Source organism: Nocardia sp. NPDC059229 (genome assembly GCF_042754165.1).
Lineage (GTDB): Bacteria > Actinomycetota > Actinomycetes > Mycobacteriales > Mycobacteriaceae > Nocardia.
On the sequence record NZ_JBHZAK010000005.1, the window covers coordinates 140180 to 166329 of the forward strand.

Annotated in this window: 23 protein-coding genes; 7 read left to right on the top strand and 16 right to left on the bottom strand. The window is 67.9% G+C overall.

Annotated features, from left to right (window positions below):
- Positions 1 to 57 precede the first annotated feature (57 nt).
- Positions 58 to 1644, bottom strand: coding sequence for an ABC transporter substrate-binding protein (locus ACFXHE_RS14100; protein ID WP_379383027.1), 1587 nt, complete (start codon positions 1642 to 1644; stop codon positions 58 to 60).
- Between the two features lie 278 nt (positions 1645 to 1922).
- Positions 1923 to 3488, bottom strand: a complete 1566-nt coding sequence (purF, locus tag ACFXHE_RS14105) for an amidophosphoribosyltransferase (RefSeq protein ID WP_379383029.1) — start codon at positions 3486 to 3488, stop codon at positions 1923 to 1925.
- A gap of 113 nt (positions 3489 to 3601) precedes the next feature.
- Here purF and ACFXHE_RS14110 point away from each other — a divergent pair, with 113 nt between their 5' ends.
- Positions 3602 to 4960, top strand: coding sequence for a YhgE/Pip domain-containing protein (locus ACFXHE_RS14110; RefSeq protein WP_379383031.1), 1359 nt, complete (start codon positions 3602 to 3604; stop codon positions 4958 to 4960).
- A 10-nt stretch (positions 4961 to 4970) separates the two neighbouring features.
- Here the strand turns inward: ACFXHE_RS14110 and ACFXHE_RS14115 are convergent, their stop codons facing one another.
- Genes ACFXHE_RS14115 through ACFXHE_RS14125 form a run of 3 tightly spaced genes read right to left on the bottom strand, consistent with a single transcriptional unit; the run spans position 4971 to position 7809 of the window.
- Positions 4971 to 5357, bottom strand: a complete 387-nt coding sequence (locus tag ACFXHE_RS14115) for a sterol carrier family protein (protein ID WP_379383033.1) — start codon at positions 5355 to 5357, stop codon at positions 4971 to 4973.
- 44 nt (positions 5358 to 5401) lie between these two features.
- Entirely contained in the window at positions 5402 to 6052 is a 651-nt protein-coding gene (locus tag ACFXHE_RS14120; protein WP_379383035.1) for a type II CAAX prenyl endopeptidase Rce1 family protein, read from the bottom strand.
- A gap of 2 nt (positions 6053 to 6054) precedes the next feature.
- Positions 6055 to 7809, bottom strand: coding sequence for an alpha/beta hydrolase (locus ACFXHE_RS14125; protein ID WP_379383037.1), 1755 nt, complete (start codon positions 7807 to 7809; stop codon positions 6055 to 6057).
- A 151-nt stretch (positions 7810 to 7960) separates the two neighbouring features.
- On the opposite strand from ACFXHE_RS14125, the gene ACFXHE_RS14130 reads away from it, so the two are divergent.
- Positions 7961 to 8248, top strand: a complete 288-nt coding sequence (locus tag ACFXHE_RS14130) for a YiaA/YiaB family inner membrane protein (protein ID WP_354831026.1) — start codon at positions 7961 to 7963, stop codon at positions 8246 to 8248.
- A gap of 93 nt (positions 8249 to 8341) precedes the next feature.
- Here the strand turns inward: ACFXHE_RS14130 and purL are convergent, their stop codons facing one another.
- A complete protein-coding gene (gene purL / locus ACFXHE_RS14135) occupies positions 8342 to 10636 on the bottom strand; it encodes a phosphoribosylformylglycinamidine synthase subunit PurL (RefSeq protein WP_379383039.1) in 2295 nt (764 codons plus the stop codon).
- Positions 10637 to 10826: 190 nt separating this feature from the next.
- Between purL and ACFXHE_RS14140 the strand changes: the two genes are divergently transcribed.
- Complete coding sequence (locus tag ACFXHE_RS14140) at positions 10827 to 12083, top strand: glycosyltransferase 87 family protein (protein WP_379383041.1); 1257 nt, start codon at positions 10827 to 10829, stop codon at positions 12081 to 12083.
- Here ACFXHE_RS14140 and ACFXHE_RS14145 read toward each other — a convergent pair.
- Entirely contained in the window at positions 12073 to 13380 is a 1308-nt protein-coding gene (locus ACFXHE_RS14145) for a M18 family aminopeptidase (protein WP_379383043.1), read from the bottom strand. The two genes, ACFXHE_RS14140 and ACFXHE_RS14145, sit on opposite strands and share 11 nt — an antisense overlap.
- A gap of 35 nt (positions 13381 to 13415) precedes the next feature.
- Positions 13416 to 13853: a MarR family transcriptional regulator gene (locus ACFXHE_RS14150; RefSeq protein ID WP_356998850.1), complete on the bottom strand. Its 438-nt coding sequence runs from the start codon at positions 13851 to 13853 to the stop codon at positions 13416 to 13418.
- Positions 13854 to 13900: 47 nt separating this feature from the next.
- Between ACFXHE_RS14150 and ACFXHE_RS14155 the strand changes: the two genes are divergently transcribed.
- Positions 13901 to 14968, top strand: a complete 1068-nt coding sequence (locus ACFXHE_RS14155) for a substrate-binding domain-containing protein (protein ID WP_379383045.1) — start codon at positions 13901 to 13903, stop codon at positions 14966 to 14968.
- A gap of 17 nt (positions 14969 to 14985) precedes the next feature.
- On the opposite strand, the gene purQ is transcribed toward ACFXHE_RS14155, so the two are convergent.
- Positions 14986 to 15663, bottom strand: a complete 678-nt coding sequence (gene purQ, locus ACFXHE_RS14160; protein WP_364606110.1) for a phosphoribosylformylglycinamidine synthase subunit PurQ — start codon at positions 15661 to 15663, stop codon at positions 14986 to 14988.
- The gene (purS, locus tag ACFXHE_RS14165) at positions 15660 to 15893 is read right to left on the bottom strand and encodes a phosphoribosylformylglycinamidine synthase subunit PurS (RefSeq protein ID WP_040803258.1); all 234 of its coding nucleotides are present in this window, start codon (positions 15891 to 15893) and stop codon (positions 15660 to 15662) included. Before purS ends, purQ begins: the two co-directional genes overlap by 4 nt.
- Positions 15894 to 16046: 153 nt before the next feature.
- Here purS and ACFXHE_RS14170 point away from each other — a divergent pair, with 153 nt between their 5' ends.
- A complete protein-coding gene (locus ACFXHE_RS14170) occupies positions 16047 to 16691 on the top strand; it encodes an MBL fold metallo-hydrolase (RefSeq protein ID WP_379383048.1) in 645 nt (214 codons plus the stop codon).
- Positions 16692 to 16791: 100 nt separating this feature from the next.
- Here the strand turns inward: ACFXHE_RS14170 and ACFXHE_RS14175 are convergent, their stop codons facing one another.
- A complete protein-coding gene (locus ACFXHE_RS14175) occupies positions 16792 to 18174 on the bottom strand; it encodes a dipeptidase (protein WP_379383050.1) in 1383 nt (460 codons plus the stop codon).
- A gap of 99 nt (positions 18175 to 18273) precedes the next feature.
- The gene (locus ACFXHE_RS14180) at positions 18274 to 18396 is read right to left on the bottom strand and encodes a hypothetical protein (protein ID WP_379383052.1); all 123 of its coding nucleotides are present in this window, start codon (positions 18394 to 18396) and stop codon (positions 18274 to 18276) included.
- Positions 18397 to 18527: 131 nt separating this feature from the next.
- On the opposite strand from ACFXHE_RS14180, the gene ACFXHE_RS14185 reads away from it, so the two are divergent.
- Positions 18528 to 20036 carry a glutamate decarboxylase gene (locus tag ACFXHE_RS14185; RefSeq protein ID WP_379383054.1) on the top strand — a complete coding sequence of 503 codons (1509 nt, stop codon included), beginning with the start codon at positions 18528 to 18530 and terminating at the stop codon, positions 20034 to 20036.
- Positions 20037 to 20140: 104 nt separating this feature from the next.
- Here ACFXHE_RS14185 and ACFXHE_RS14190 read toward each other — a convergent pair whose 3' ends face one another.
- The gene (locus tag ACFXHE_RS14190; protein WP_379383056.1) at positions 20141 to 22297 is read right to left on the bottom strand and encodes a S9 family peptidase; all 2157 of its coding nucleotides are present in this window, start codon (positions 22295 to 22297) and stop codon (positions 20141 to 20143) included.
- A gap of 384 nt (positions 22298 to 22681) precedes the next feature.
- On the opposite strand from ACFXHE_RS14190, the gene ACFXHE_RS14195 reads away from it, so the two are divergent.
- Positions 22682 to 22954, top strand: a complete 273-nt coding sequence (locus ACFXHE_RS14195) for a DUF397 domain-containing protein (RefSeq protein WP_083868551.1) — start codon at positions 22682 to 22684, stop codon at positions 22952 to 22954.
- Between the two features lie 42 nt (positions 22955 to 22996).
- Here ACFXHE_RS14195 and ACFXHE_RS14200 read toward each other — a convergent pair whose 3' ends face one another.
- The 3 genes from ACFXHE_RS14200 to purB form a co-directional block, all read right to left on the bottom strand.
- Entirely contained in the window at positions 22997 to 23956 is a 960-nt protein-coding gene (locus ACFXHE_RS14200; protein ID WP_379383058.1) for an alpha/beta hydrolase, read from the bottom strand.
- Positions 23957 to 24088: 132 nt separating this feature from the next.
- Positions 24089 to 24523, bottom strand: a complete 435-nt coding sequence (locus ACFXHE_RS14205) for an HIT family protein (protein ID WP_379383060.1) — start codon at positions 24521 to 24523, stop codon at positions 24089 to 24091.
- Positions 24524 to 24669: 146 nt separating this feature from the next.
- Positions 24670 to 26091, bottom strand: coding sequence for an adenylosuccinate lyase (gene purB, locus ACFXHE_RS14210; protein ID WP_379383062.1), 1422 nt, complete (start codon positions 26089 to 26091; stop codon positions 24670 to 24672).
- Positions 26092 to 26150: the final 59 nt, after the last annotated feature.

Below are 26150 nucleotides of genomic sequence, written 5' to 3' on the forward strand. Positions count from 1 at the left end.
GCCGGGCGGGCCGGGATCGCCGGCCCGCCCTCGGGTTCGGTGGTCGTCACCATCCGACTACTTGCTCAGTACGCCGAAGCGGAACTTGGAGGAGGGGTCCAGGGTGTTGTCCACGCCCTGGATGTTCTTGCCCGCCACCGCGATCTGGTTGCCGGTGAGCAGCGGCACGATGGGCAGGAAGTCGGCCATCAGGTCGTGCTGCACGGTGGCGAGCGCGGCGGTCCGCTTGGCCGGATCCGGTTCGGTCAGTTCGGCGTTCAGCTCCGCCGTGATCTTCGGATCGCCGAAGTGGTTGCGCAGGAAGTTGTCCTCGGTGAAGAAGGGGCGCAGGTAGTCGTCGGCGTCCGGGTAGTCCGGGAACCAGCCGAACTGGAATACCGGGTAGCCGTCGGTGGAGCGGGCCTTCTGGTAGGCGACCCATTCGGTGGACTGCAGATTCACCTTGAACAGCCCGGTGGCCTCGAGCTGGCTCTTGATCGCGGCGTACTCCTCGGAGCTGACGGTCCCGTAGTGCTCGGTGGTGTACTGCAGGTTCAGTTCGACCGGCGTGGCCACGCCCGCGTCGGCGAGGAACTTGGCGGCCGCGTCCTTGTTCGGCAGCGCGCCGTAGATGTCCTTCAGGGCCTCGGTGCCGCCCGGAACACCCTTGGGCACCGGCGAATACAGCGGGGCCCAGGTGCCCTTGAACACGCTGTTGGCCAGGGCCTCGCGGTCGACGGAGACGGCGACGGCCTTGCGCACGGCCAGCTTCTGGGCGGGATTGCCGCCGGGCTGGGTGTTGAGGTTGAACACGATGTAGCGGGTGTCGCCGCCGGGCGACTGGTGCACGGTCACCTTGTCGCTGGTCTTCAGCGAGTCCAGGTCGGTCGGGGTGAGGGTGTGCCAGGCGACGTCGATATTGCCCTGCTGCACATCGAGTTTCAGGTTGGCGGCCTCGGCGTAGTACTTCACCGTTACCGCGTCGGTCTTGGGTTTGCCGAACAGGCCGTTGTAGTCCGGGTTGGACTTGTACTCGACCAGCTTGTTCTTGTCGTAGCTGGTGATGGTGTACGGACCGGAGAACGGCTTGGCCTTCACGATGTCCTCGTCGGCGAGCACCTTGTCGGCCGGGAAGACCTTCTCGTCCACGATGGCCGCCGCCTGGGTGGGCAGGATGGCCGGGAAGGTCTGGTCGTTGCCCTTCTTGAGGGTGAAGGCGACGGTCTTGTCGTCGGGGGCATCGGTGTGATCGAGGTTGTCCAGCAGCGCCTTCGGGCCCTGCGGGTCGTCGATCTTCACCATGCGGTCGAAGGAGAACTTCACACTCTGCGCGGTGAGGGGATCACCGTTGGCGAATTTCAATCCGGGTTTGAGCGTGCAGGTGTAGACGGTCGGCGAGGTGAACTCGCACTTGTCGGCGGCGTCGGGTTTCGGCACCGCCTCGCCCGCCGGGAAATTCATCAGGAACTGGTAGACCTGGGTTTCCGCCAGCAGCGAGCCGTTGTCGTAGGCCCGGGCCGGATCCAGTGAGGTGACCTTGTCGGTGGTGCCGACCAGGATTCCCGCTCCTCCACCACTGTCCGATGTCTTTCCCGAACCGCAGCCGGCGACCGCCAGCACCGCTAGTCCCGCAAAACCTACTGCCGCAACTCTGCTCGCGCGCATACTGCCCTGCTCTCGAAGCGCAGCGCAGCGGCCGGGTCACGGTCCCGCCGCGCCGCGGTGGACATCCTTTGGCTGGGCACAGTATCGACCGGTTATAACCGGCGTGTTGCGTTTCGGAACAATCGGTACACAAATCGAGCCATCCGCCCCGAGACGCCCATGTCGCAACTGCGCCACCGAATTTCCCTGTTCGGAGCGGGAAAAGCACGGTGCCCGTTCGCGATTACGCGAACGGGCACCGTGAATGCTTGGACTTACCGGCGACTCAGGGCTTGTGCTTATGGGCGACTCAGCGCCGAGGCATTGACATTGTCCGCCAGCAGCTCGGTCTCGGTCGCACCGGACAGCATGCCCTCGAGCACGTTCTTGCCGATGGCGTTCTCCGCCGGCAGCGCGATCGGGTAGTCGCCGTCGAAGCAGGCGCAGCACAGCCGCGAGCGCGGCTGCTCGGTGGCGGCGACCATGCCCTCGAGCGAGATGTAGCCGAGGCTGTCCGCGCCGATGGAGCGGCGCACGCCCTCCACCATGTCGTCGAGGCTCTCGCCCTCGATGCCCTCGGGGCCCGCGCCATTGGCGATCAGCTCCGCGCGCGAGGCGAAGTCGATGCCGTAGAAGCAGGGCCACTTGACCGGCGGGGAGGCGATGCGCACGTGGATCTCCAACGCGCCCGCCTCGCGGAGCATGCGGATCAGCGCCCGCTGGGTGTTGCCGCGCACGATGGAGTCGTCCACCACGATGAGCCGCTTACCGCGGATCACCTCGCGTAGTGGATTGAGCTTCAACCGGATGCCGAGCTGGCGGATGGTCTGGCTGGGCTGGATGAACGTGCGGCCCACGTAGGCGTTCTTCATCAGGCCCTGGCCGTAGGGCACACCGGAGCCCTGCGCGTAGCCGACGGCGGCCGGGGTGCCGGACTCCGGCACCGGGATGACCAGGTCGGCCTCGATGGGGTGCTCGGCGGCCAGTCGGCGGCCGATGTCCACCCGGGTGGCGTGCACCGAACGGCCGGAGATGGTGGAGTCGGGCCGGGCCAGGTACACGAATTCGAAGACGCAGCCCTTGGGCGTCGGATTGGCGAAGCGCAGCGAGCGAACACCGTCGGCGTCGATGGCGAGCAGCTCGCCCGGCTCGATCTCGCGCACGAAGGACGCGCCGACGATGTCGAGGGCGGCGGTCTCACTGGCAACGACCCAGCCACGGTCCAGCCGGCCCAGGCACAGCGGACGCACCCCGTGCGGGTCGCGGGCGGCGTAGAGGGTGTGCTCGTCCATGAAGGTCAGGCAGAAGGCGCCCTGCAGCGTCGGCAGCAACTCCATGGCGGCCTGCTCGATGCTCTTGTCGGCGGCCGCGTGCGCCAGCAGCGCGGTCATCACATCGGAGTCGGAGGTGGCTGCCACGGTGCCCGCCAGCCGGCCGGTGACCAGCCCGAGTTCCCGTGCCCGCGTACTCAATTCGGCGGTGTTGACCAGATTTCCATTGTGGCCCAGCGCGATTCCGGTACCGACCGCGGTGGTACGGAAGATGGGCTGCGCGTTCTCCCAGGTGGTGGAACCCGTGGTGGAGTAACGACAGTGGCCGACGGCCACGTGGCCGGGCATGGCGGCCAGGGTCTGTTCGTCGAAGACCTGGCTGACCAGGCCGAGATCCTTGAAAACCAGCACCTGCGAGCCGTCGGCGACGGCGATGCCCGCCGCCTCCTGACCGCGGTGCTGCAATGCGTAAAGTCCGTAATACGTGAGCTTTGCCACATCTTCGCCCGGTGCCCAGACGCCGAACACACCGCACTCTTCGCGCGGTTCGTTCTCGTCCTGGTCGGAGGTGGTGGCGGCGGAGGGGAGAGTCACCGTTTGCTCCCTGTTCGGCGGGCTGGGGGCGTTCGCCATTCTACGGGTAACCGCAAGGCAACCCACCGTTGGGATAACCGGGATGGCAAGCGGTTTGCTGTTAGCGTTCGACCGTGGCGAGCACCGAAAGCACCGGCAGTACGGAAACCGCTCCACGACCCAGGCATCTGAGCCTGTTCAGGTGGGTGTTTCCCATTGTGGTGGTCACCCTGCTCGCCTCGCTGCTGGGCGTCATGTACCTCGATTACGTGGTCGATCCGGAGAAGAATCTGCACGACTTTCCGATCGCCCTGGTGAATCAGGATGTCGGCGACGATATCGGCGGCAAGCACGTCAACTTCGGCGATCAGATCTCCGACGGTTTGCAGCAGGCGGTGCCGTCGGACCAGATCGATCTGCGGGTGCTCGGCATCAACGAGGCGCAGCTGCAGATGCAGTCCGCTCGGGTGTACGGCACGATCATCATTCCGTCCGACTTCTCCAAGCGGCTCGGCATTCTGGGCGTCGGCAGTGTGGTGCCCGGCGACATCACCAAGCCGATCATCACGCTGCAGACCAATCCGCGTGCCGGCGCGTTCGCCACCGCCGTGGTGCAGAAATTCGGTGAGCGAGCTCTCACCCAGGTGAACGCTCAGGTCGGGCAGCAGCTGACCGACCAGGTGAAGGCGCAGCTGACGCCGGCCCCGGGCGCACCCCCGACGGAACTCACCGCGGCCACCCGGCTGGTGCTGGCGCAGCCCCTGAATATCGTGGTCGACCAATTCTGGCCGCTGCCCGGCGGTTCCGGCGAAGGTCTGACCGCGTTCTTCTACAGCCTGCTGCTCCTGCTGGTCGGCATGGTCGGGGCGATGATCATCCATCAGCTCATCGATTCGGCCCTCGGGTTCCTGCCGACCGAGTGGGGGCCGTGGTACGTGCACTATCCACGCGCATCGATCTCGCGGGTGAAGACGCTGCTCATCAAATGGTCGGCGGTGGTGGTGATGGCGCTGGCGGTCTCGGGTGCGCTGATGGGCATCGCGGCCGCGCTCGGCATGCCGATCGACAGACCGCTGCTGCTGTTCATCTACGGCACCCTGGTGATCGTCGCGGTCGGCTTCACCTGCACCTCGATGCTGGCCGCGGTCGGCACCGCGGGCCTCATCATCAACCTGATCATCTTCATCATCCTGGGCCTGCCCTCCTCCGGCGGCACCATTCCGATCGAGGCGACACCCAAGTACTTCGGCTGGCTGGCCAAGTTCGAGCCCATGCACCAGGTCTTCCTGGGCACCCGCTCGATCCTGTACTTCTACGGCAACGGCCGGGCCGGGCTCACCCGCGGCGTGTGGATGGCGGTGCTCGGCCTGATCATCGGCGTCGTCGGCGGTCTGTTCATCACCCGCGTCTACGATCGAAAGGGCTTGGAGCGCAGGCCCGTCGAGACCCCGGACACCGGCGGCGGCAAGCACGCCAAGTCCGCCGGCGCCTAGCGCCGCAGCGTCAGACCTGCACCACCGGCAGCCACCGCGCGACCTCGCCCGCCCGGCTGCCGGAGGCGGACAGTGCACCGGATTCGCGCGCCACGTCGAAGCCCAGCAGCCCGGTGGCCAGCAGCAGCCAGGTACGGGGGTCGGTTTCGACCACATTCGGCGGCGTCCCCCGGGTGTGCCTGGGGCCCTCGATGCACTGCACCGCCACGAAGGGCGGTACTCGCACCTCCACCGAATGCCCGGGCGCGTCCGCCGCCAATGCCCGCGCGGTCCCGCGCACGGCGGCCGCGACCTCGGTGCGCGAGGGCGGCACCGTGGTCTCGTCGCGCAGCCACTCCCGCACCGCCGCTACCGCCGCCCGCACCTCCGCCGGATCCACCGCACCTCGTCGCGCCATGCCGCCGAGGCTACTGCGGCGCGCCGACATCCCTCTTTCGCGGGCTAACCCTCACCTCGGGCAAGGCGACGGGCGACCCGTGGGGCCAGGGCTCCGCCGGCATTGAGGGCCAGGTGCAGCAGGGCCGGGGCGGTGGCGCTGCCGGTGTGGCGGCGCAACCCGTCGAAGAGCAGACCCGCGGCGGTGGTGAGGGCCACCGTTGCGCGGACCGGATCGGCTGCGGCGCGCGCAGGTTGGATGTGGGACAGACCGAAGACGAACGCGCCCAACGCGTTTCCCGGACACCCGGCGGCCCGATCCAGCAGGGGCGTCAGCGTCGAGCGGTAGACGAGCTCTTCGGTGAGGACGGTGCCGCCGGGGATGTGTAGGGCGGTCCATTCGACGGTGGAGACGCCCGGGCCGCGATCGGCGAGTCCGGCGAGGTGACGGCGGGTGGGCGGCAGGGCCAGGGCGACAGCGTAACCGGAGAGCACCATCCCGGCCGCCGCAGCGCCGGTGCGCAGCCCATGCGGTGACAACCAGTTCGGTGTGCCTCGGAAGAGCAGGGTGTACGCGGCGGCGAAGGCTGTGCTGACGGCGGTGCGGCCGCGCACGTCCAGGTCCAGTGCGGGCAGTATGCGATTGCTCCACAGCAGCGGGAGCACCGCCGCGGCAAGGGGTTTCGGGCGCAGCAGGGCGCGGGCCGCGGCGAGCACGGCTATTTCACCGCCCGCTCGTACGCCTCCGCGAGTTCGATCTGGGTGCGGATGCGTTCACCGAGGTCCTGGTCCCAGTCGGGCGGGGCGGCGATGGCGGCCCAGCCGTCCAGCACCAGGGAGCCGTAGTTGTGGCCGTGACCGTCGCTCACCCCCTGGGCATTGGTGAGGTCGGCGACGACCTGCCAGAAGGTGACGAGGGGCCACCAGCGCATCTGCGGCGAGACATCCGCGCCGCGCGGCTCCGAGAGCCAATCCGGTTGGGAGAAGATGAGATCCGAGGACCACCAGACGATGGGGTCGGAGGGGTGCTGGAGATAGGCGATGCGCGGCTTGCGCCAGTCCGCCGAGGGTTTGCCCAGATCGGCTGCGGTGGCGGCGAATCGGACCACCAGGCCGTCGGCGTAGATGGGTTCCACCTCGCGGGTGCCCGGATCGCGGCGCTGAACGAACTGCTGCCACAGGCGATTCGAGTTGGGCGGGCCCACCCACAGTGCGCCGTCCACCTTGGAGCGCAGGTCGGCCAGGCCGTCGAAGGCGGATTCGGAGCCCTGCGAGCCGAGGCTCTCCCCGTACACCAGCAGCTTGGGCCGATGCTCGGGCGGTCGCTGCGACCAGCGCTGGTACACCGCGTCGAACATCTTCCGCCCGTTGATCGCGACCTTCTGCCGGTCCGCCAGGAACGACAGCACGCTCGGCAGATACGAGTACTGCGAGGCCACGATGGCGGTGTCGCCGCCCCACATGTACTCGATGGCGGCCGCGGCCTCCCCGTTCACCCAGCCGGTGCCGGTGGTGGTGGCCAGCACCAGCACCTTGCGGTCGAAGGCCCCGGTGCGCTCGAGTTCGGCGACCGCCAGGTCTTCCTCGGTGGTGTCCTTGCCCGCCGACTGCAGCCCGACGTACACCCGGATCGGTTCGCGCGCGGGCTTTCCCGTGACGGCGCTGATCAGCATGGGGTCGGGTCCGTGCGAGACGAACCAGCGGCCCTCCGACCCCAGCGTCTCCCACTTGGCCAGCGAGGCCGGACTGCCCGAACGCTCCGGCTTGTCCGGCTGCACCGCGTATTCGGTCACCTTGTCGTTGCGGACACTGAACGCCGAGTTGGCGACCGCGAAGAAGGCGCGGGTGGCGACGCCGTTGAACAGCGTCACGATGAGCACGGTGAGCAGCAGCGCGCCGGTGGCGGGCGCGAGCGCGGGCGGCACCCGCACCCAGCGGCTGAGCAGCCGCGCCAGGAACCGCACGATCTCGCGCAGCGTGCGGTACACCGCCACCACCAGCGCGCCGACCGCGAAACTCAGCCCGCCCGTACGCAGATACGCGGCCCGGGTGGTGCCCTCCATACCCATGAGGGTGGTGATCTCGCGCTGCCAGTCGGCGGACAGCACCAGCATGTAGCCCGCCACCAGAATGCAGACGACCACCACGGCGACCTTGATCACGTAGCGCGCCCACTCGGGCGGAGTCGCGATCGTGATCCGCGCCCGAATCCACTTGCGGAACAACCACTGCAGCACACAACCCACGCCGTAACCGATGGCGGCATTGAGGCCGGAGATCAAACCCTGGAACAGCCAGTCGCGCGGCACCAGCGACGGCGTCACCGACCACGCGAAGAAGACGGTCGCCACCACCAGTCCGGTGTGGTTGAGGTCGATGACGTCCTCGACCTTCCGCGCCACCACCGTGCCACGCCGATACACCATCGCGCCACGTGTGCGCAGCCGGTTCAGGGCGTCGGCGGAGTCCAGCACCCGTCAAGTATGGACGCAACCGGCCGGAATCCGTGGACCGCAGCATGTGAGAGGGACCATCCCACCGGCGTGTCGCCCGCGGCCTCTACTCGGTGCACTCGAGTAGATGTACTCGGTCGATTCGGCGGCGGGGCCGCCAGACTCACCAACCATGAGCACTCCGAGCGCACACACCAAGAGCACCACGGCGTTTCTGGCTCAGGCCACGATCGCCTTCGGAATCAGCTTCTGCGCCTTGATCATCGGCATCGTCTACCTCCCGCTGGACATCTGGCAGCGCGGATTCCTGCTGATGGCAATGCTGTTCCTGGTGAGCAGCAGTTTCACCCTCGCGAAAGTGATTCGCGATCAACACGAATCCTCGAAGGTGCATCACCGCATCGACGAGGCCCGGATGGAGAAGCTGATGGCCGAGCACGACCCGTTCAAGATCAATTGAGCTGTCCCGCACCGCAGGAATGGCGAGAGCCCGCCGGATCGAGGGGGAACCGGCGGGCTCTCGGAATGTCCACGGCCCTCGGGCCGGGTCGGTTCAGTGGTCGGAGGTGCCGAACAGCGCGGGGAGGGTGCCCTCGTGGGCGGCGCGCAGATCGTCGAGCTTCACGCTGAACTGACCCTGGACCTCGACCGAGTCCGAGCCGTCGTCGACCACGCCGATGCGGGCCCACGGCAGGCCGCGGGCGTCGCACATCTTGGTGAAGCGGGTCTCCTCCGAGCGCGGCACGGCCACCAGGACGCGGCCCGCGGACTCGGAGAAGAGGGTGACGAACGGGTCGGCGCCCTCGGGAATGATGATGCGGCAGGCGGTTTCGCCGGCCAGCGCGGCCTCCACCACGGTCTGGATCAGGCCGCCCTCGGAGACATCGTGGGCGGCGGAGACCATGCCGTCGCGGGACCCCGAGACCAGGATCTCGGAGATCAGCTGCTCGCGGGCCAGGTCGACCTGGGGCGGCAGACCGCCGAGGTGGTCGTGCTCGACCTGCGCCCAGATCGAGCCGTCCAGCTCGTCGCGGGTCTCGCCGAGCAGGATGAGGGTCTCACCCGGCTCGGTGCCCAGGCCGGTCGGGATGCGGCGGTGCACGTCGTCGATGACGCCGAGCACGCCCACCACCGGGGTCGGCAGGATGGCGGTCTGGCCGGTCTGGTTGTAGAAGGACACATTGCCGCCGGTGACCGGAATGCCCAGGGCCGCACAGCCGTCCGCGAGGCCGCGCACGGCCTGCTGGAACTGCCACATGACACCCGGGTCCTCCGGGGAGCCGAAGTTGAGGCAGTTGGTGACGGCCTTCGGGGTGGCGCCGGTGACGGCGACATTGCGGAAGGCCTCGGCCAGCGCCAGCTGCGCGCCGGTGTACGGGTCCAGCTTGGTGTAGCGGCCCGAGGCGTCGGTGGCCAGCGCGATGCCGCGACCGGTCTCCTCGTCGATGCGGATGACACCGGCGTCGGCGTGCTCGGCGAGCACGGTGTTGCCGCGCACGTAGCGGTCGTACTGCTCGGTGATCCACTTGCGCGAGCACAGCTGCGGGCTGGCCAGCATCTTCAGCAGGGTGTCGCGCAGCTCGTCGCCGGTCTTGGGCCGGTTCAGGCGCGCGGCCGAATCCGCGTTCAGCGCATCCTGATCCGCGGGACGCTCGACCGGGCGCTCGTAGACCGGGCCCTGGTGGGCGACGGTGCGCGGCGGCACGTCCACCACGGTCTCGCCGTGCCAGGTGATGATCAGGCGCTCGCCGTCGGTGACCTCACCGATGGCGGTGGCGGTGACGTCCCACCTCTTGCAGACGGCCATGAAGGCGTCCACGTTCTCGGGGGTGACGACCGCGCACATGCGCTCCTGCGACTCGCTCGAAAGGATCTCGGCGGGAGTCATATTGGCGGCGCGCAGCGGCACCTGGTCCAGTTCGATGTGCATGCCGCCGTCGCCGGCCGCCGCGAGTTCCGAGGTGGCACAGGACAGTCCGGCGCCGCCGAGGTCCTGGATGCCGACCACCAGTCCGGCGTGGTACAGCTCGAGACAGCACTCGATGAGGACCTTCTCGGCGAACGGGTCGCCGACCTGGACGCTCGGGAGCTTCTTACGGCCGGAACCGGATTCGTCGCCGGAGAAGGTGTCCGAGGCCAGCACGGACACGCCGCCGATGCCGTCGAGACCGGTCCGCGCGCCGAACAGGATGATCTTGTTGCCCTGGCCGGAGGCGAAGGCCAGGTGCAGGTCCTCGACCCGCATAACGCCCGCGCACAGCGCGTTCACCAGCGGATTGCCCTGGTACGACGAGTCGAATACGGTCTCGCCGCCCACATTCGGCAGGCCCAGCGAGTTGCCGTAGCCGCCGACGCCGCGCACCACGCCGTCGACCACGCGCCGGGTGTCCGGGTGATCGGCCGCACCGAAGCGCAGCTGGTCCATCACCGCGATCGGGCGGGCGCCCATGGCCATGATGTCGCGCACGATGCCGCCGACGCCGGTGGCCGCGCCCTGATAGGGCTCCACATACGAGGGGTGGTTGTGCGACTCGACCTTGAAGGTCACCGCCCAGCCGTCGCCGATGTCCACCACACCCGCGTTCTCGCCGATGCCCGCGAGCATCGACTTCTTCATCTCCTCGGTGGTGGTCTCACCGAAGTAGCGCAGGTGCACCTTGGATGACTTGTAGGAGCAGTGCTCCGACCACATCACCGAGTACATGGCGAGTTCGGCGTCGGTGGGACGCCGGCCCAGGATCTCCTTGATCCGGGCGTATTCGTCGTCCTTGAGGCCGAGTTCCTTGTAGGGCTGCGGGTGGTCCGAGGTGGCCGCGGCGTTGCTGACGGTATCGACGTGGCTGGTCACGGGAATACCAGAGTCCTTTCGGCCGGGCAGGTCGGAAGCGAAAGCCGGCGTTGCTGGATGTCGGCGAGATACAGGCCGAGTCTAATTGCCTGGAAATCTCACACTTGCGCCGCCTGTCGCTGTGTTCGGGAGCACACCCCGGCAACAGCCGAGAACCGAAGTCGCGACCGCTGCCCGCTACTCTGTCCGGGTGAACGATCGATCCGGGGTCGCGGATCCGACCGAGAAACCCGTGACCACGCCTGGAGGGCTGACACGGCGGCAGGGGCAACTGCTCGCGATCGCGGTCGCGCTCTTCGCGATATCCGCGGTGATCAGTTTCGCGACCCTCTGGCACGGGTACATCGACCTGCAGGTGTATCGGAACGGCGCGCGGGCCTGGCTCGACGGCAAGGATCTCTACGGGCCGATGCCGGCGGTGTACGGGATCGGGTTGCCGTTCACGTATCCCCCGCTGGCCGCGCTGTTCTTCGCGCCGCTGGCCATCATGCCGCTGGCCGTCGCTGAGTGGGCGGTGCTCGCGGTCTCCATCACCTCGCTGGGTGTGACGCTGTGGGTGGTGCTGGACCGGATCCGGCCGAGCCTGGCGTGGCAGACCCGGCTGGCCGTCGTCATCGGCGCGGTCGGGTTGCTGCAGCTGCTGGAGCCGATCCGCGAGACCTACGGGTTCGGTCAGATCAACCTGGTACTGATGGCCGCGGTGACGCTGGATTGCCTGGTGCGCAAGCCCTTCTGGCCGCGCGGCATGCTGATCGGCATCGCGGTGTCGGTGAAGCTGACCCCGGGCGGCTATCTCCTCTACTTCCTGCTGCGCAAGGACTGGAAGGGCGCGATCACCCTGGTGCTGTCCGCCATCGGCGCGATTGCGGTGGGATTCGTGCTGTTCCCGAAGGATTCGCCCCAGTATTGGTTCCACACCCTGTCCGATACCGGCCGCATCGGCCCGCCCTGGTACGCGGGCAACCAGTCGATCAAGGGCTTCGTGTTCCGGCTCGGCTACTCGACCTCGATCTCGACGCTGATCTGGCTGGTGCTGTCGGTGGCCGCGGTGGCGCTGGCCGCCCTGTGGATGAAGCGCCTGCTCGACGCCGGCGCGACGATCGCGGCCCTGATGGTGAATGCCGCTGCGGTGCTGCTGGTTTCCCCGGTCTCCTGGTCGCACCACTGGGTGTGGATCGCGCCCGCGCTGATCGTGGCCGCCGATGCCGTCGCCCGCGGCCGCCGCAACCGGTGGTTCCTCGGCGCGGCCGGCCTGGCGGTGGTCATGTTCGCCATCGGGCCGATGTGGCTGCTCCCCCACAACCACGACCGCGAACTCACCTGGAACTGGTGGCAGCAGATCGTCGGCAACAGCTACGTCGTCTTCACCTTCGCCGTCTTCGTCGTGGCGGCCCTGAGCTATCGCCCGAACCCGGACCCGGAAAGGGCCGCGCTGCTCACGGCGTAGGGGTCAAGAAGGCCGCGAGGGCCGCCGCGTAGGCGGGAACGTCTGCGGCGCCCATCATTTCGCGTGCCGAGTGCATGGCCAGCTGGGCCGCGCCGACATCCACGGTGGACATGCCGGTGCGGGCCGCGGTCATCGGCCCGATGGTGGAGCCGCAGGGCAGATCCGCCCGGTGCACGTAGCGCTGCAACGGGACGTTCGCCTGCGCGCAGGCCAGGGCGAAGGCGCCCGCGCCGGTGGCGTCGGTGGCGTAGCGCAGGTTCTGATTGACCTTGAGCACCGGACCGCCGTTCACCTCGATGCGGTGCGAGGGCTCGTGCCGGTCCGGATAGTTGGGGTGTGTCGCGTGCGCCATGTCGCCGGAGGCGCATACCGAATCGGCCAGGGCCGCCAGGTATTCCGCGCGTCCGCCGCCGCGGGCGAGCACGATGCGCTCCAGCACCGTGGGCAGCAGCCCGGATTGGGCGCCGCGGTCGGACTGGCTGCCGACCTCCTCGTGGTCGAACATGGCCAGCACCGGCGTCGCCGCGCCGGGTTCGGCGATGGCGGCCAGGAAGGCACGCAGCCCGGCGTAGCAGGTGCCCTGATTGTCCAGCCGGGGCGCGCTGATCAGATCCAGGTCGCGCCCGATCAGCCTGGAGGGCACCAGATCATGGGTCATCAGCTCCCAGCCCAGCACCGCGCCCGGGTCGATGCCGGAGCGTTCGGCGACGAACGCCAGGAATGAGCGCGGCTCGCCGCCGATCCCCCACACCGCGTTCACGTGCCGTTGCGGATCAAGCTGCACGCCGCGCCGGTCGTCGGAGAGGTGGATGGCCAGCTGCGGCACCCGCAGAATCGGTTCGTCGATGCGAATCAGCTGCTCCCGCACCGTATTTCCGTCACGTACCGACAGTCGCCCGGAGATGCCGAGATCGCGGTCCAGCCACGAGTTCAGCCAGGCGCCGCCGTAGGGCTCCAGCCCGACCATCTGCCAGCCCGCCACGGCGGTGTCCGGATGCTGCTTGACCCGCAGATTGGGGCTGTCGGTGTGGGCGCCGACCACCCGGAAGGGGCCGGCCTGCCCGGCGCCGGTGGCCGCGTCCGGGCCGCCGTCGGCCCAGGCCACCAGGGAACCGGCGCGCACCACGTAGTAGCGGCCCGCGCCACCCGCGGGCCAGGGCGCCGATTCGGACAGCCGGGTGAAGCCGTGCTCGTCGAGTTCGGCTGCGACAGTTCGGCAGACGTGGAACGGCGACGGGGAGGCATCGATGAATGCGCACAGGCCTGCGGCGGTCGCGGTGGTCTCGGCAACTGGCATGAGCTCGATCCTAGGCAACCATGATCAGCGCCGTGCTAGTCCGGTAGCGGCGCCTCGGCGACGCGGCCCAGCAGCCGCACCAGCTCCAGATAGTCGTCACTTCCGAGACTGCGGCGCATTTCGGCCTCGGCGCGCGCCTCCTCGGCGCGGACCTCCTCGACCAATTCCTCACCGCGGCGGCTCAGTCCGATCAGAATGCGCCGGCGGTCGTCGGCCGCCGCGACCCGGAAGATGAGCCCGCGCTCGGCGAGATGGTCGGCATGCCGGGTGGCCGAGGACGGCGGTAGCTGTGCCCGCGAGGCCAGCTCACTCATGGTGATGCCGATGTCAGCGGACAGATTGGTGAGCATGCACCACTGGTCGGCGGTGAGCCGCCTGGCACACAATGCGGCGTCCAGGTGACGAAGCCAACTCCGCTCGGCCGCTCGGAGGGCTCCATGCAAGGTGGAAAATCCACCTAGAATTGTCGCCATATTTCCCGCCCGTCAGAAAACCGCTTGAACGAGGGGAAGGGTAGCCCATGTCCCCGTTCGGCGGGAATCCCGAGAACGTCATCGAGATCATCAACATAGTTCCGCAGCAGGGACCCGGCGGTATCTTCGCGCCATCCTGTGAGGCGGCTATTTCTCTCGCGTTGGAAGAAATCAACTCCGGTTCCGGAATTCTGGGAAGGGAATTGCGCGTCACCCACATTGACGGCGGGCGCGAACCCCACCTGGTGGCCGGAGAGGTGGCGGCGCTGCTGGCCACCGGCATGGTGCACGCGGTCACCGGCTGGCACACCTCGGCGGTGCGCCGCGCGGTGGAGCGGGTGACAGCCGGTCGGGTGCCGTATCTGTTCGCCACCGATCACGAGGGTGTGGAGTCGGTTCCGGACGGGCTGTTCATGATCGGGGCGGATCCCGAACACCAGATCGTGCCCGCGCTGGACTGGCTGCGGCGCTCCTTCGAGGCCCGGCGCTGGGCGATCATCGGCAACGACTACGTGTGGCCGCGGCGCACCGCGCAGGCCGTGCGCGCGGCACTGCGGGATCCGGAGCTGATTCCGCTGGAGCTGTTCGTGCCCATGCGCACCCGGGATTTCGGCCGGTTCCTCGGCGATCCCCGGCTCGACCTGGCCGACGGGATCATCGTGCTGCTGGTGGGCGCCGATGTCGCCCGCTTCAACCTGCAGTTCTCCCGGACCGGGCGGTCCGTTCAGCAGGTGCGGGTGAGCCCGGCCGTGGACGAGAACGTGCTGCTGGCCGCGGGCGGCGGCGCGAACCACAATCTGTTCGTGCCGTCGGGCTTCTTCGTGAACGGACCGCAGGATCGGGAGCGGCTGGACCGCTATCACCGGCTGCACGGCTGGTTCGCGCCGACGCTCACCAATTTCAGCAATACCAGCTACGAGGCCATCCACACCCTGCACGGCATGGCCGAGCTGGCCGGATCGCTCGAGGTGCGGCGCATCCAGGCCGCGGTGGCTGACCGGCGGGTCGTCGAAACCCCGTGGGGCGAGGTCGGTTTCGAGGGGGTACAAGCCGTCCGCCCGACCTGGCTGGCCAGGGCGGGCGGAGTCGACTTCGAGATTCTGGACGGAATCTAGTTCCGCCGCACGTGGGGCTACGCCTTGACGAGGCTGTCCAGCACCGAGAGGAACAGGCCCAGGCCGTCGTCGCTGGGGCCGGTGAGCGGCTCGGTGGCGTGCTCGGGGTGCGGCATCAGGCCGACGACCCGGCGATTGGCCGAGGTGATGCCGGCGATGTCGCGCTGCGAGCCGTTGGGGTTGCCGCCCGCGTAGCGGAACACCACGCGGCCCTCGCCCTCCAGCTGGTCGAGCACGGCGGTGGACGCCTGGTAGCGGCCCTCGGCGTTCTTGACCGGGATGAGGATCTGGGCGCCCGGCTCGTAGCGGGTGGTCCAGGCGGTGTCGGTCTGCTCGACGGTCAGCCACTGGTCGCGGCAGACGAAGTGCAGGCCCTCGTTGCGGGTCAGCGCACCCGGCAGCAGGCCCGCCTCGCAGAGGATCTGGAAGCCGTTGCAGATGCCCAGGATCGGCATGCCCTGCTCGGCGGCCTTGATGACCTCGCCCATGACCGGGGCCATGGAGGCGATGGCGCCGGCGCGCAGGTAGTCGCCGTAGGAGAAACCGCCGGGGACGACGACCGCGTCGACCTGCTTGAGGTCGGCATCGGCGTGCCACAGCGAAACGGGCTCGGAACCGGCCAGTTTCACCGCCCGGGCGGCGTCGACGTCGTCGAGCGTGCCCGGGAAGGTGATGACACCGATGCGGGCGCTCACAGCCGGACGACCTTCCAGTCCTCGATCACGACATTGGCCAGCAGCGATTCGGCGATCTGCTCCAGGTCGGCGTCGGTGACATTGTCATCGACATCGAGTTCGAATCGCTTGCCCTGCCGCACATCCGAGATGCCGGGGTGCCCGAGACGCCCCAGCGCGCCGACAATGGCTTGTCCCTGCGGATCCAGGATCTCGGCCTTCGGCATCACCTCGACCACGACACGTGCCACGCGTTGCTCCTCAGCTGGTGGGGCGGCGCCCGGCATGCATGCCTGCCGGGCGGGGGGTATCGCTGATCAGCGTAGTTGGCGGGGGCGGCGGACATACCGCCGGGTCGTGCCGTCCGTGGTCTACACCACAGCCCCGCGGGCTACCGTTGAATCATGCACATAGCCCATTTCGGACATTCCTGCATTCTCGTGGAGCTCAACGGCAGCAAGATCCTGTTCGATCCGGGCAATTTCTCGCACGGATTCGAAGGCCTCACCGGATTGGATGCCATTGCGGTGACGCATCAGCATCCCGATCACATCTGCCCACACCGGATCGAGGCGCTGATCGAGGCGAATCCGCAGGCCAGGCTACTGTCCGATCCGCAGACCGCGCTGCTGCGGGGCGAGCCGTGGGAGCCGGTACACGCCGGAAATATTCTCGAAGTCGGTGATGTCCAAATTACCGGCGGCGGTGGCCGGCACGCGGTCATCCATCCGGAGATCCCCGTTATCGACAACACCGTGTTCCAACTCGGTACTCCGGACGATCCCGCACAACTCGTCCATCCCGGTGATTCGCTCTGGGTTCCGCCGACTCCGGTCGGCGTTCTCGCCATTCCCGCGGTCGCCCCGTGGATGCGCATCAGTGAGGCCGTGGATTACCTGCGTGCGGTAAATCCGCGGGTCGCGTTCCCCATCCACTACGGCATCATCGCCCCCGAAGCACAGGGCATCTATTTCGGCCGGCTGAATGAAATGAGTCCGGCCAATACCGAATTCAAGATCATCGAACCCGAGGATCACGCGGAATTCTGATGTCGCACCGCCGGGCGGGAGCGGCCACCGCCCGGCGGCGCGAGCTGTGTAACCCACTGCGGCCGAGGCGGATTCGTGGCGAATCCGCCTCGCCCCGGGGTCAGCGGTAGGAGGCCAGGAACAGCGCCTCGGCCAGGGCCATGTGCTCGATCTCCGTCGGATCGACGCTCTCATTGGGCGCGTGGATCAGGCACTTCGGTTCCTCCACGCCCATGAGCATGATCTCCGCCTGCGGATAGGTGTCGGCGAAGACATTGCACAGCGGGATCGACCCGCCCTGCCCCTCGGTGGTGGCGGGACGCCCGTAGGCCGCCTCCATGGCCGCGGACATGGCCCGCCGCGCCGGGCCGTCCGTGCTGCCGACGAACGGCGAGCCGGTGGCCTCGGTCTCGACCGTCACCTTCGCGTGCCACGGCGCGTGCGACTTCAGGTGCGCGGTCAGGGCTTTCAGCGCGTCCTCCGGATCGATGCCCGGCGGGATGCGCAGGTTGAGGCGGGCCCGGGTCCTGGGCTGGATGGCCGCCGAGGAGCCGACCACGGGCGGGACGTCCATACCGAGCACCGTGAGCGCCGGACGGACCCAGAGCATGTCGGCGACCTCGCCGTTGCCCAGCAGATGGACGCCGTCGAGAACGCCCGCGTCAGAACGGAATCGGTCCACCGGATACTCATGACCCTGCCAGACCTGGTCATTGCGCAGCCCGTCGATGGTGGTGTTGCCGTCGACGTCGCGCAGGGTACCGAGCAGGTGGATCATGGCGGCCAGCGCGTCGGGCGCGGGACCGCCGAACATGCCGGAATGCAAGGGGCCGGAGAGGGTTTCGACGGTGACGACCACATTCACGGTGCCGCGCAGGGTCTGGGTGAAGGTGGGCACGCCGACCGCGAAATTGCCGCAGTCGCCGATGAGCAGGGTGTCGGCGCGCAGCAGGTCGGCATTGCCGGGCACGAACTCCTCCAGGCCGCCGGTGCCCTGCTCCTCGGAGCCCTCCGAGACCAGCACCAGCCCGACCGGATACTCGTCGCCGTAAACCTTGCGCAGCGCCCGCAGCGCGGTCAGATGCATGACGATATTGCCTTTGCAGTCGGCCGCGCCGCGCCCGTACCAGCGGCCATCCTTCTCGGTGAGCTGCCAGACCGGCGTCTGCCACGCGGCGTCGTCGAGCGGCGGCTGCACGTCGTAGTGGCAGTAGAGCATGATGGTCGGCGCGCCCTGCGGCCCCCGGCTGCGGGCCACGACGGCATTGCTGCCGTCCGGGGTCTCGTGCAGCCCCACCTCGGTGAGCCCCTCCGCCTCGAACGCATCGGCCACCCACTGCGCGGCCTTCTCGCACTCCTCGATCGGGAACTGCCGGGCGTCGTACACCGATTTGAACGAGACGAGCTGCGCGAGATCGCTTTTCGCACGCGGCATGAGTTCCTTGACGGCCGTGCGCAGTGCGGCCACCTTCGAATCCTCCTGCACCCCTGCGGTCGTGGTCATGACATCCTCCTGATCACTTGGCGGTATCGGGTTTCACGGTCTCACCCTTCTTCAGGTGACCGATTGTTTCCAGAGTGCGCAGGTTTCCGAAGCTCGACATCAGATAGGAGAGGCGCGATTGCGGTCGACGGTGTCGGTCAGCAGCTGATCGGCTACCGCACCCGCCCCGAGGTGCGGCTGCGTGGCGGACATCGCCTGCGCTATGACATGCTGATAGCCCATAGTGCTGAATAGTAACCGTTCAGCAACTTTCTCTTGATTACGAAACGGTAGCTGGCCGAACCAGTTTCGATCATGGCCCGCTGGCTACCATCATCTCGGCAAACCCAAGCCGAATCTCGATCGGAGGCCATATGACCGGCACCACGGAACCCGACGACGTCTACGCGATGCCCGGCATCAGACGCGCGGCTCCGCACCGCGGCTTCCCGGAGCACGAGATCTTCCCGCAGGTCGCCTACCAGATCGTCCACGACGAACTGATGCTCGACGGCGTCTCCCGGATGAACCTGGCCACCTTCTGCACCACCTGGGTCGACGACCAGGCCCGGCGGCTGATGAACGAATGCCTCGACAAGAACATCGTCGACAAGGACGAGTACCCGCAGACCGCCGAACTCGAGCAGCGCGGCGTGCACATGCTCGCCGACCTGTGGAACTCCCCCGATCCGCGGGGCACGCTGGGCACCTCCACCACCGGATCCAGCGAGGCCGCCATGCTGGGCGGCCTGGCCGCCAAATTCCGCTGGCGCAAGCGCGGCGGCACCGGCACCCCCAACTTCGTGTGCGGCCCGGTCCAGGTGTGCTGGGAGAAGTTCGCGCGCTACTTCGACGTGGAGATCCGCCAGATCCCGCTGCGCGGCGAGCGCTACACCATGCACCCCGACGACATCGCCGCCTACTGCGACGAGAACACCATCATGGTGGTGCCCACCTTCGGCCAGACCTTCACCGGCCTGTTCGAGGATGTCGAGGGCATCAGCAAGGCGCTCGACGCGCTGCAGGCCGCGACCGGACTCGACATCCCCATCCACGTCGACGCGGCCAGCGGCGGCTTCCTCGCCCCGTTCTGCGCACCCGAAATCTGTTGGGATTTCCGGCTTCCGCGGGTCAAGTCCATCAACGCCTCCGGCCACAAGACCGGTCTCGCACCGCTCGGCGCGGGCTGGGCCATCTGGCGGACCAAGGAGGATCTGCCCGAAGAGCTCATCTTCAATGTCGACTACCTGGGCGGCAATATGCCCACCTTCAACCTGAACTTCTCTCGGCCCGGCGGGCAGGCCGTCACCCAGTACTACGAGTTCATCCGGCTGGGCCGCACCGGCTACCGCAATGTGCAGACCGCCATCTACACCGCAAGCCAGCACCTGGCCAAGGGCATTGCCGAGGCCGGGCCGTTCGAGCTCATCCACGATGCCGATCCGCGCCGCGGCATCACCGCCGTCTCGTGGAAACTGGCCGACGGCGCCGACTACAACCTCTACGACCTGTCCGATCGGCTGCGCACCCGCGGCTGGCTCATCGCCGCCTACCCGCTGCCCGCCGACCGCGAGGACGAGATCATCATGCGCGCGGTGCTGCGCCACGGCTTCACCATCGACATGGCCGACCTGCTGCTCGCCGACCTGCACCGCAGCCTGCAGGTGCTCGACAAGCACCCGATGACGACCTCGCTCACTCGCGAGGAGGCGGGCGGCTTCCCGCACAACGCACGCGCGGTCGTCCCGACCCCCAAGGCGAAACCGGTGCGGTCCAAGGCCGATGGCAAGGCCACGATCAACGGCAAGAAGACCGCCGAGACCCCGGCCGAAACCAAGCACGCCAAGACCAAGCACGCCAAATCCAAGGCCGGCAAGAAGTGAGCGCGGCCGGGAGTTCGGCCGCCACCGGATAACCACGGCGGCAACCGAATACGGCGAAGCGGCGGCGGGAATCCCGCCGCCGCTTCATGTTCCGGACTCGGAGCCTAGGCGCCGGCCAGGCCCACGGTGTCGAGGAGCCAGGCGAGCTCGAAGGCCGCTTCCTTCCACTTCTCGTAGCGGCCGCTCACACCGCCGTGGCCCGCGCTCATCTCCGTCTTGAGCAGCAGCTGCGCATCGCCGGTCTTGGTGGCGCGGAGTTTGGCCACCCACTTGGCCGGCTCCACGTACAGCACGCGGGTGTCGTTGAGCCCGGTGATGGCCAGGATCGCCGGATAGTCCTTCGCCTCGACGTTCTCGTAGGGCGCGTAGGACTTCATGTACTCGTAGACTTCCTTGTCCGCCAGGGGATTACCCCACTCGTCCCACTCGGTGACGGTCAGCGGCAACGACTCGTCCAGGATGGACGTCAGCGGGTCCACGAAGGGCACATTGGTCAGGATGCCCGCGAACAGCTCGGGCGCGAGGTTCGCCACCGCGCCCATCAGCAGCCCGCCCGCGCTGCCGCCCTCGGCGAGCATGCGGTCCGGCGCGGTGACACCGGAATCCACCAGATGCCGTGCGCAGGCGACGAAGTCGGTGAAGGTGTTCTTCTTCTCGAGCTTCTTGCCCTCCTCGTACCAGCGCCGGCCCATCTCGCCGCCACCGCGGACATGCGCGACCGCGTAGACCATGCCGCGATCCAGCAGCGACAACCGCCCCACCGAGAAGTACGGATCCATCGGCGCCTCGTAGGAGCCATAGCCGTAGAGCAGCAACGGCTTCGGACCGGCCGGGGCATCCTTGCGCATGACCACCGAGATCGGCACCCGGGTGCCGTCCGCGGCCACCGCCCAATCCCGGTGCTGCACATAGTCGTCGGGGTTGTAGTCGCCGAGCACCACCTGCTCCTTGCGCAGCAGCAGCTCGTCGGTGTCGGGCACGTAGTCGAAGATCTTCATCGGGGTGATGTAGGAGGTGACCCCGACCCGCAGCATCGGCTGCTCCCACTCCGGGTTGGCGCCGAACCCGGAGTCGAACAGCTCGAGACCGAAATCGATCTCGTGCAGTTCGCCGTACCCGGTGTCGGTCAGCGGCCAGACCGCGGCCCGCTGCATCGCGTCGCGCCGATAGCTGACCGCCAGCTTGTCGGAGAAGGACTCCAGGCCGTTGAGGCGGACATCGTCGCGGTGCGGAATCAGGATGGTCTGGTTGGCCGGATCGTGCAGCGGCGCCTCGGCGAGCACGAAGTTCTCGGCCTTGACCCCGTCGACCACGTCGTTGTGCAGGATGAGCAGTTTGTCCTCGCCGCCCACCACCGCGTGATCGACCGAGTACTCGACGCCCTCGCGCCGGGGCATGATGAGCCGGAATTCGCCCTCGGGGTTGTCCGCCTCCAGGATCCAGTTCTCGGTGGTGATCTTGGATTCGACGTAGAGCAGCAGGTACTTCTCCGAATTGGTCGCCGTCACGCCCACCGAGTAGTGGGCATCCGGCTCATGGAGAACCTGGACATCGGCCGACATCGGCGTGCCCAGCTTGTGCCGCCACACGGTGTCGGACCGCCACGCGTCGTCATAGGTCGAGTAGAAGACGTACGCGCCGTCGAGCGACCAGGTCGCGCCCTGGGTGACGCCGGTGATCTCGTCGGGCAGCAGCTCACCGGTGGTCAGGTTCTTGAAGCGCAGGACGTAGCGCTCGTCACCGGAGGTGTCCTCCGAGTAGGCCAGCATGTCACCGGCGTGGCTGATGGAGAACGCGCCGAGCGCGAAATAGTCGTGGCCCTCGGCCAGCTCATTGGAGTCCAGCAGGACCACCTCGCCGGGCATGGTGGCCGACGCCTCCAGCTTGGGCGGGGTCCAGTCGTCCGGACCGGCGATCGGGCAGCGGCAGTGCACGCCGTGCTGTTTGCCCTCGAAGGTGCGCGAGAAGTACCAGAACTCGCCCATCCGGGTCGGGAGCGACAGATCGGTCTCCTGGATCCGCGACTTGATCTCCTCGAAGATCTTTTCCCGCAGCGGGCCCAGCTTCGCGGTCTGCGCGTCGGTATAGGCGTTCTCCGCCTCCAGATACGCGATGACCTCGGGATCCGTCTTCTCCCGCAGCCACTCGTACTCGTCGATGAAGACATCCCCGTGGTGCACGCGCTCCTTCGGAGCCCGCTTGGCGATCGGCGCCACCACCGCGCCGTCTACTGAGATCGCGCTACCACTGTCCAAAGCCATGGGCACCACGTTAGTAGCGATCCCCCGCAGCGGGCCCCCGACCCGGCGGTACCGGGCGTAGTGCGGCTCCCGCGCCGGTCGAGCGCGGGAGCCGCACGGTATCCGTCACCGTATCCGTCGCTGCCGCGTCCCGTTGGCGTGCTGATGCTGCTCGTAGAGGTAGAAGACGGCGGCCTTGCGACGAGCACATTGGTCGGTCGGGCAACTTCGGTGGATCCGAAGAATGCTGTGGGCCAATTCCGCTGTGAAGCGCTCGGGAACCACCGCACAGCTGTCGGAGACCGGGGCGGCTCGTTGCGGGGACCATGGCGTGCGCACCACATACCTCCTTCCACTGACAGAAGATGGAATATCCGATCCGAAGCCCTCACAAACCCTGGCATTATGAGTGCGATCTACATCACCGACCAGTACTGCTGGTGCGCACAGGGGAGGCCGACAGTGGAAGCGAAGAACCGCGTCATCGAGGCCGATGCGGTGTGGCGGCGCGGAGACGACACCGCCGACGGCGTCGAGATCGCCTTTCTGGCCAGTGGAAACATCGGATTACGGGACTCCCGCAATCCGGACGGGCCAGTACTGATCTTCACCCCCGGCGAATGGGAAGCCTTCGTGGCCGGGGCCAAAGACGGCGAATTCAACCGGCCCGGAGCCTGATTCGGGTGTGCCCGGCTCGAAACGAGCCGGGCACAACACTGTTCAGGCCCCTATCGCCGCGCCGATGGTCGGCCACGACTCGTGCAGGGTGTCCTGCCAGTACGACCACGAGTGCGTGCCCACCGGCGAGTGCTCCACCCGCGCAGGAATGTTCATGGCACGCAACCGCTGCTCGAACGCGGTGACACACGCGTCCACCCCGAATTCGATGGGGCCGCCGAAGAAGATGTTCTCCGGCAGCTGCGGCTTGATCTCCAGCTCGTGCGGGCCGGGCAGGCCGGTGCCGGTGGACAGGAAGATGGTCTTGCCACGCAGCGCCTCGGCCAGCACCGCCGGATTGTGCTCCGTCCACGCCGGACTACCCGGCGCACCCCACATATTGAGCGGATTGCCACCGCGATTGGCCACCGAGAACATCATCGCGGCCTGCGCGATCGTGGTGTCCGGGCAGGCGCTGTAGCCCGCCACCGCCCGATACAGCTCCGGATGCCGCACCGCCAGCACGAAGGCCGCGATGCCGCCCATCGACAGACCACCGATGGCGTTCACCCCGCTACCGGCGAAGTATCCGTCGATGATGGGCGGAAGCTCTTGTGTCAGAAAGGTTTCCCACCTGTAGCGGCCGAAGCGCGGGTCGTCGGACACCCAGTCGGTGTAGTAGCTGGCCTGGCCGCCCATGGGCAGCACCACGTTCACGTCCTTGCCCTGGAAGAAGGGTTCGGCATCGGTGGCATTGGTCCAGGTGCTCTGCGTCGCACCGGGATCCAGGCCGTCGAGCAGGTAGTAGGTGGGGCGGTCACCGCCGCCGGCCGGATGCAGCACCTGCACCTGGATGGTGCGGCCCATGGCCGCGGAGTCGATGAAGATCGCCGAGCGGGTGGCGCTCAGCTGGTCGACGCGGACGACCTGGCCCGCGTGCGCGATGGCCGACGGGGCGGCCACCGGATAAAGCAAACCTGCAGCGATCGCCAAAACAGCTGCGGCAACGGCTCTTCGACGCATGTCCCCACCTTCATCAGCCCACCACAATCACCATCAAACGTAACTCGAGTGGCTATTGCGACGCGCGGGAATGGGGTTATGGCGTGTCGTTGGCTAACCACGCGGTCCGGATATGGTAATGCGCGTCGGCTATCAGTCGGCGGCAATTCGGGACAATGCGCCCCTAATGGATCCCGCCAGGTAATCCAGGTCCGCACGCGCCGGACTGGTCGGCCGCGCCCGCAGCCCGAATCCGTCGCCCGGAGTGCGGGGAATCACGTGTAGATGCACGTGGAACACCTCCTGCCCCGCCGTGACCCCGTCGGCCAGGAAGAAATTCACTCCGTCACAGTGCACCTCGGACTCCCGCAGGCCCGCCGCGATGCGCTGCCCCACCTGAAACAGCTTGCCGCCCAACGCCGGATCCAGCTCCGCCAGGCTCCGGGCGGGCGTCTTCGGAATCACCAGCACATGTCCGGGCGTCACCGGCCGAATATCCATGAACGCCAGGCAATCCTCGTCCTCGTACACCTTGGACGACGGTGCCCGCCCGGCAACGATGTCGGAGAAGATCGTGTAAGGGTTCATGCCCGCAGAGCCTAGAGCCCCCTACCCCACACCCGCCCGGCTCGACCCAGTTGCCGGGCGAGCGACCCCGCAATACTTCGCCTGCAACTCGTTCGCCCCCTGCTCCGTTCGGGAGCCGGGGGCGAGATTCGAGAGTCGTTGTATCCCTAGAGGATCGGCGACGGCGTGTAGCGGGCGGCCTCCGGATTCGCGTCGACCAGCTTCTGGACCTGGGCGATCACATCGGCGGTCTGCGCCTCGGCCGCGCCGATGAAGGCGGAACGGTCCGCCAGGGCCGCATCCAGGGCGGCCCGGTCCAGCGGCATGCGGTCGTCGGCGGCCAGGCGGTCCAGCAGATCGGGTTCGCGGCCCTGCTCACGCATGGCCAGCGCCACCGCCACCGCGTGCTCCTTGATGACCTCGTGGGCGGTCTCGCGGCCCACGCCCGCGCGCACCGCCGCCATCAGGATGCGGGTGGTGGCCAGGAACGGCAGGTAGCGGTTGAGCTCGCGGTCGACCACGGCCGGGTACGCGCCGAATTCGGCCAGCACGGTCAGGAAGGTCTCCATCATGCCGTCGATGGCGAAGAAAGCGTCCGGCAGCGCGACCCGGCGCACCACCGAGCAGAACACGTCGCCCTCGTTCCACTGCGCGCCCGCCAGCTCGGCCGCCATCGAGCCGTAGCCGCGCAGCACCACCTGCAGGCCGTTGACGCGCTCACACGAGCGGGTGTTCATCTTGTGCGGCATGGCCGAGGAGCCCACCTGGCCGGGCTGGAAGCCCTCGGTGACCAGCTCGTGGCCCGCCATCAGGCGAATGGTGTGCGCGAACGAGGACGGACCCGCGCCCACCTGCACCAGCGCGGAGAGCACATCGTGGTCCAGCGAGCGCGGGTAGATCTGGCCCACGCTGGTGAACACGTTCGCGAAACCCAGGTGGCCGGCCACCTTCTGCTCCAGCTGCGCCAGCTTGGCCGCGTCGCCGCCGAGCAGATCCAGCATGTCCTGCGCGGTGCCCATCGGACCCTTGATGCCGCGCAACGGGTATCGGTCGATCAGCTCCCGCAGCCGGGTCAGCGCGATGAGCAATTCGTCTGCGGCGGAAGCGAATCGCTTGCCGAGGGTGGTGGCCTGCGCCGCCACATTGTGCGAACGGCCCGCCATCACCAGCGTCTGATACTGGGCGGCCCGCTCCGCCAGCCGGGCCGCGATGGCCACGCCGTGGCCGTACACGTGCTCGAGCGACAGCCGGATCTGCAGCTGCTCCACGTTCTCGGTGAGATCCCGCGAGGTCATGCCCTTGTGCACGTGCTCGTGCCCCGCGAGCGCGTTGAACTCCTCGATCCGGGCCTTCACATCGTGCCGGGTGACCCGCTCGCGTTCCGCGATCGACCGCAGATCCACCCGATCGATGACCCGCTCGTAGTCCGCGACGACCCCCGCCGGAACATCCACCCCCAACTCGGCCTGGGCCCGCAACACCTCCAGCCACAACCGCCGCTCGAGCACGATCTTGTTCTCGGGCGACCACAGATGAACCAGCTCGGGGCTGGCGTAGCGGGTGGCAAGGACGTTCGACACAAGACTCACGTTGTCCCAGTTTACCGGTGGGTTTCCCACCGGTTTGCCCCACCATCACCGCGGCGGAA

Excerpts from the sequence above, each read along its gene's own strand:
- ACFXHE_RS14100 (WP_379383027.1), bottom strand. The coding sequence starts at position 1,644 with ATGCGCGCGAGCAGAGTTGCGGCAGTAGGTTTTGCGGGACTAGCGGTG.
- ACFXHE_RS14115 (WP_379383033.1), bottom strand. The coding sequence starts at position 5,357 with ATGGCGCGACGAGGTGCGGTGGATCCGGCGGAGGTGCGGGCGGCGGTA.
- ACFXHE_RS14130 (WP_354831026.1), top strand. The coding sequence starts at position 7,961 with ATGAGCACTCCGAGCGCACACACCAAGAGCACCACGGCGTTTCTGGCT.
- ACFXHE_RS14145 (WP_379383043.1), bottom strand. The coding sequence starts at position 13,380 with ATGCCAGTTGCCGAGACCACCGCGACCGCCGCAGGCCTGTGCGCATTC.
- ACFXHE_RS14150 (WP_356998850.1), bottom strand. The coding sequence starts at position 13,853 with ATGGCGACAATTCTAGGTGGATTTTCCACCTTGCATGGAGCCCTCCGA.
- ACFXHE_RS14155 (WP_379383045.1), top strand. The coding sequence starts at position 13,901 with ATGTCCCCGTTCGGCGGGAATCCCGAGAACGTCATCGAGATCATCAAC.
- ACFXHE_RS14170 (WP_379383048.1), top strand. The coding sequence starts at position 16,047 with ATGCACATAGCCCATTTCGGACATTCCTGCATTCTCGTGGAGCTCAAC.
- ACFXHE_RS14175 (WP_379383050.1), bottom strand. The coding sequence starts at position 18,174 with ATGACCACGACCGCAGGGGTGCAGGAGGATTCGAAGGTGGCCGCACTG.
- ACFXHE_RS14180 (WP_379383052.1), bottom strand. The coding sequence starts at position 18,396 with ATGGGCTATCAGCATGTCATAGCGCAGGCGATGTCCGCCACGCAGCCG.
- ACFXHE_RS14185 (WP_379383054.1), top strand. The coding sequence starts at position 18,528 with ATGACCGGCACCACGGAACCCGACGACGTCTACGCGATGCCCGGCATC.
- ACFXHE_RS14190 (WP_379383056.1), bottom strand. The coding sequence starts at position 22,297 with ATGGCTTTGGACAGTGGTAGCGCGATCTCAGTAGACGGCGCGGTGGTG.
- ACFXHE_RS14195 (WP_083868551.1), top strand. The coding sequence starts at position 22,682 with ATGAGTGCGATCTACATCACCGACCAGTACTGCTGGTGCGCACAGGGG.
- ACFXHE_RS14200 (WP_379383058.1), bottom strand. The coding sequence starts at position 23,956 with ATGCGTCGAAGAGCCGTTGCCGCAGCTGTTTTGGCGATCGCTGCAGGT.
- ACFXHE_RS14205 (WP_379383060.1), bottom strand. The coding sequence starts at position 24,523 with ATGAACCCTTACACGATCTTCTCCGACATCGTTGCCGGGCGGGCACCG.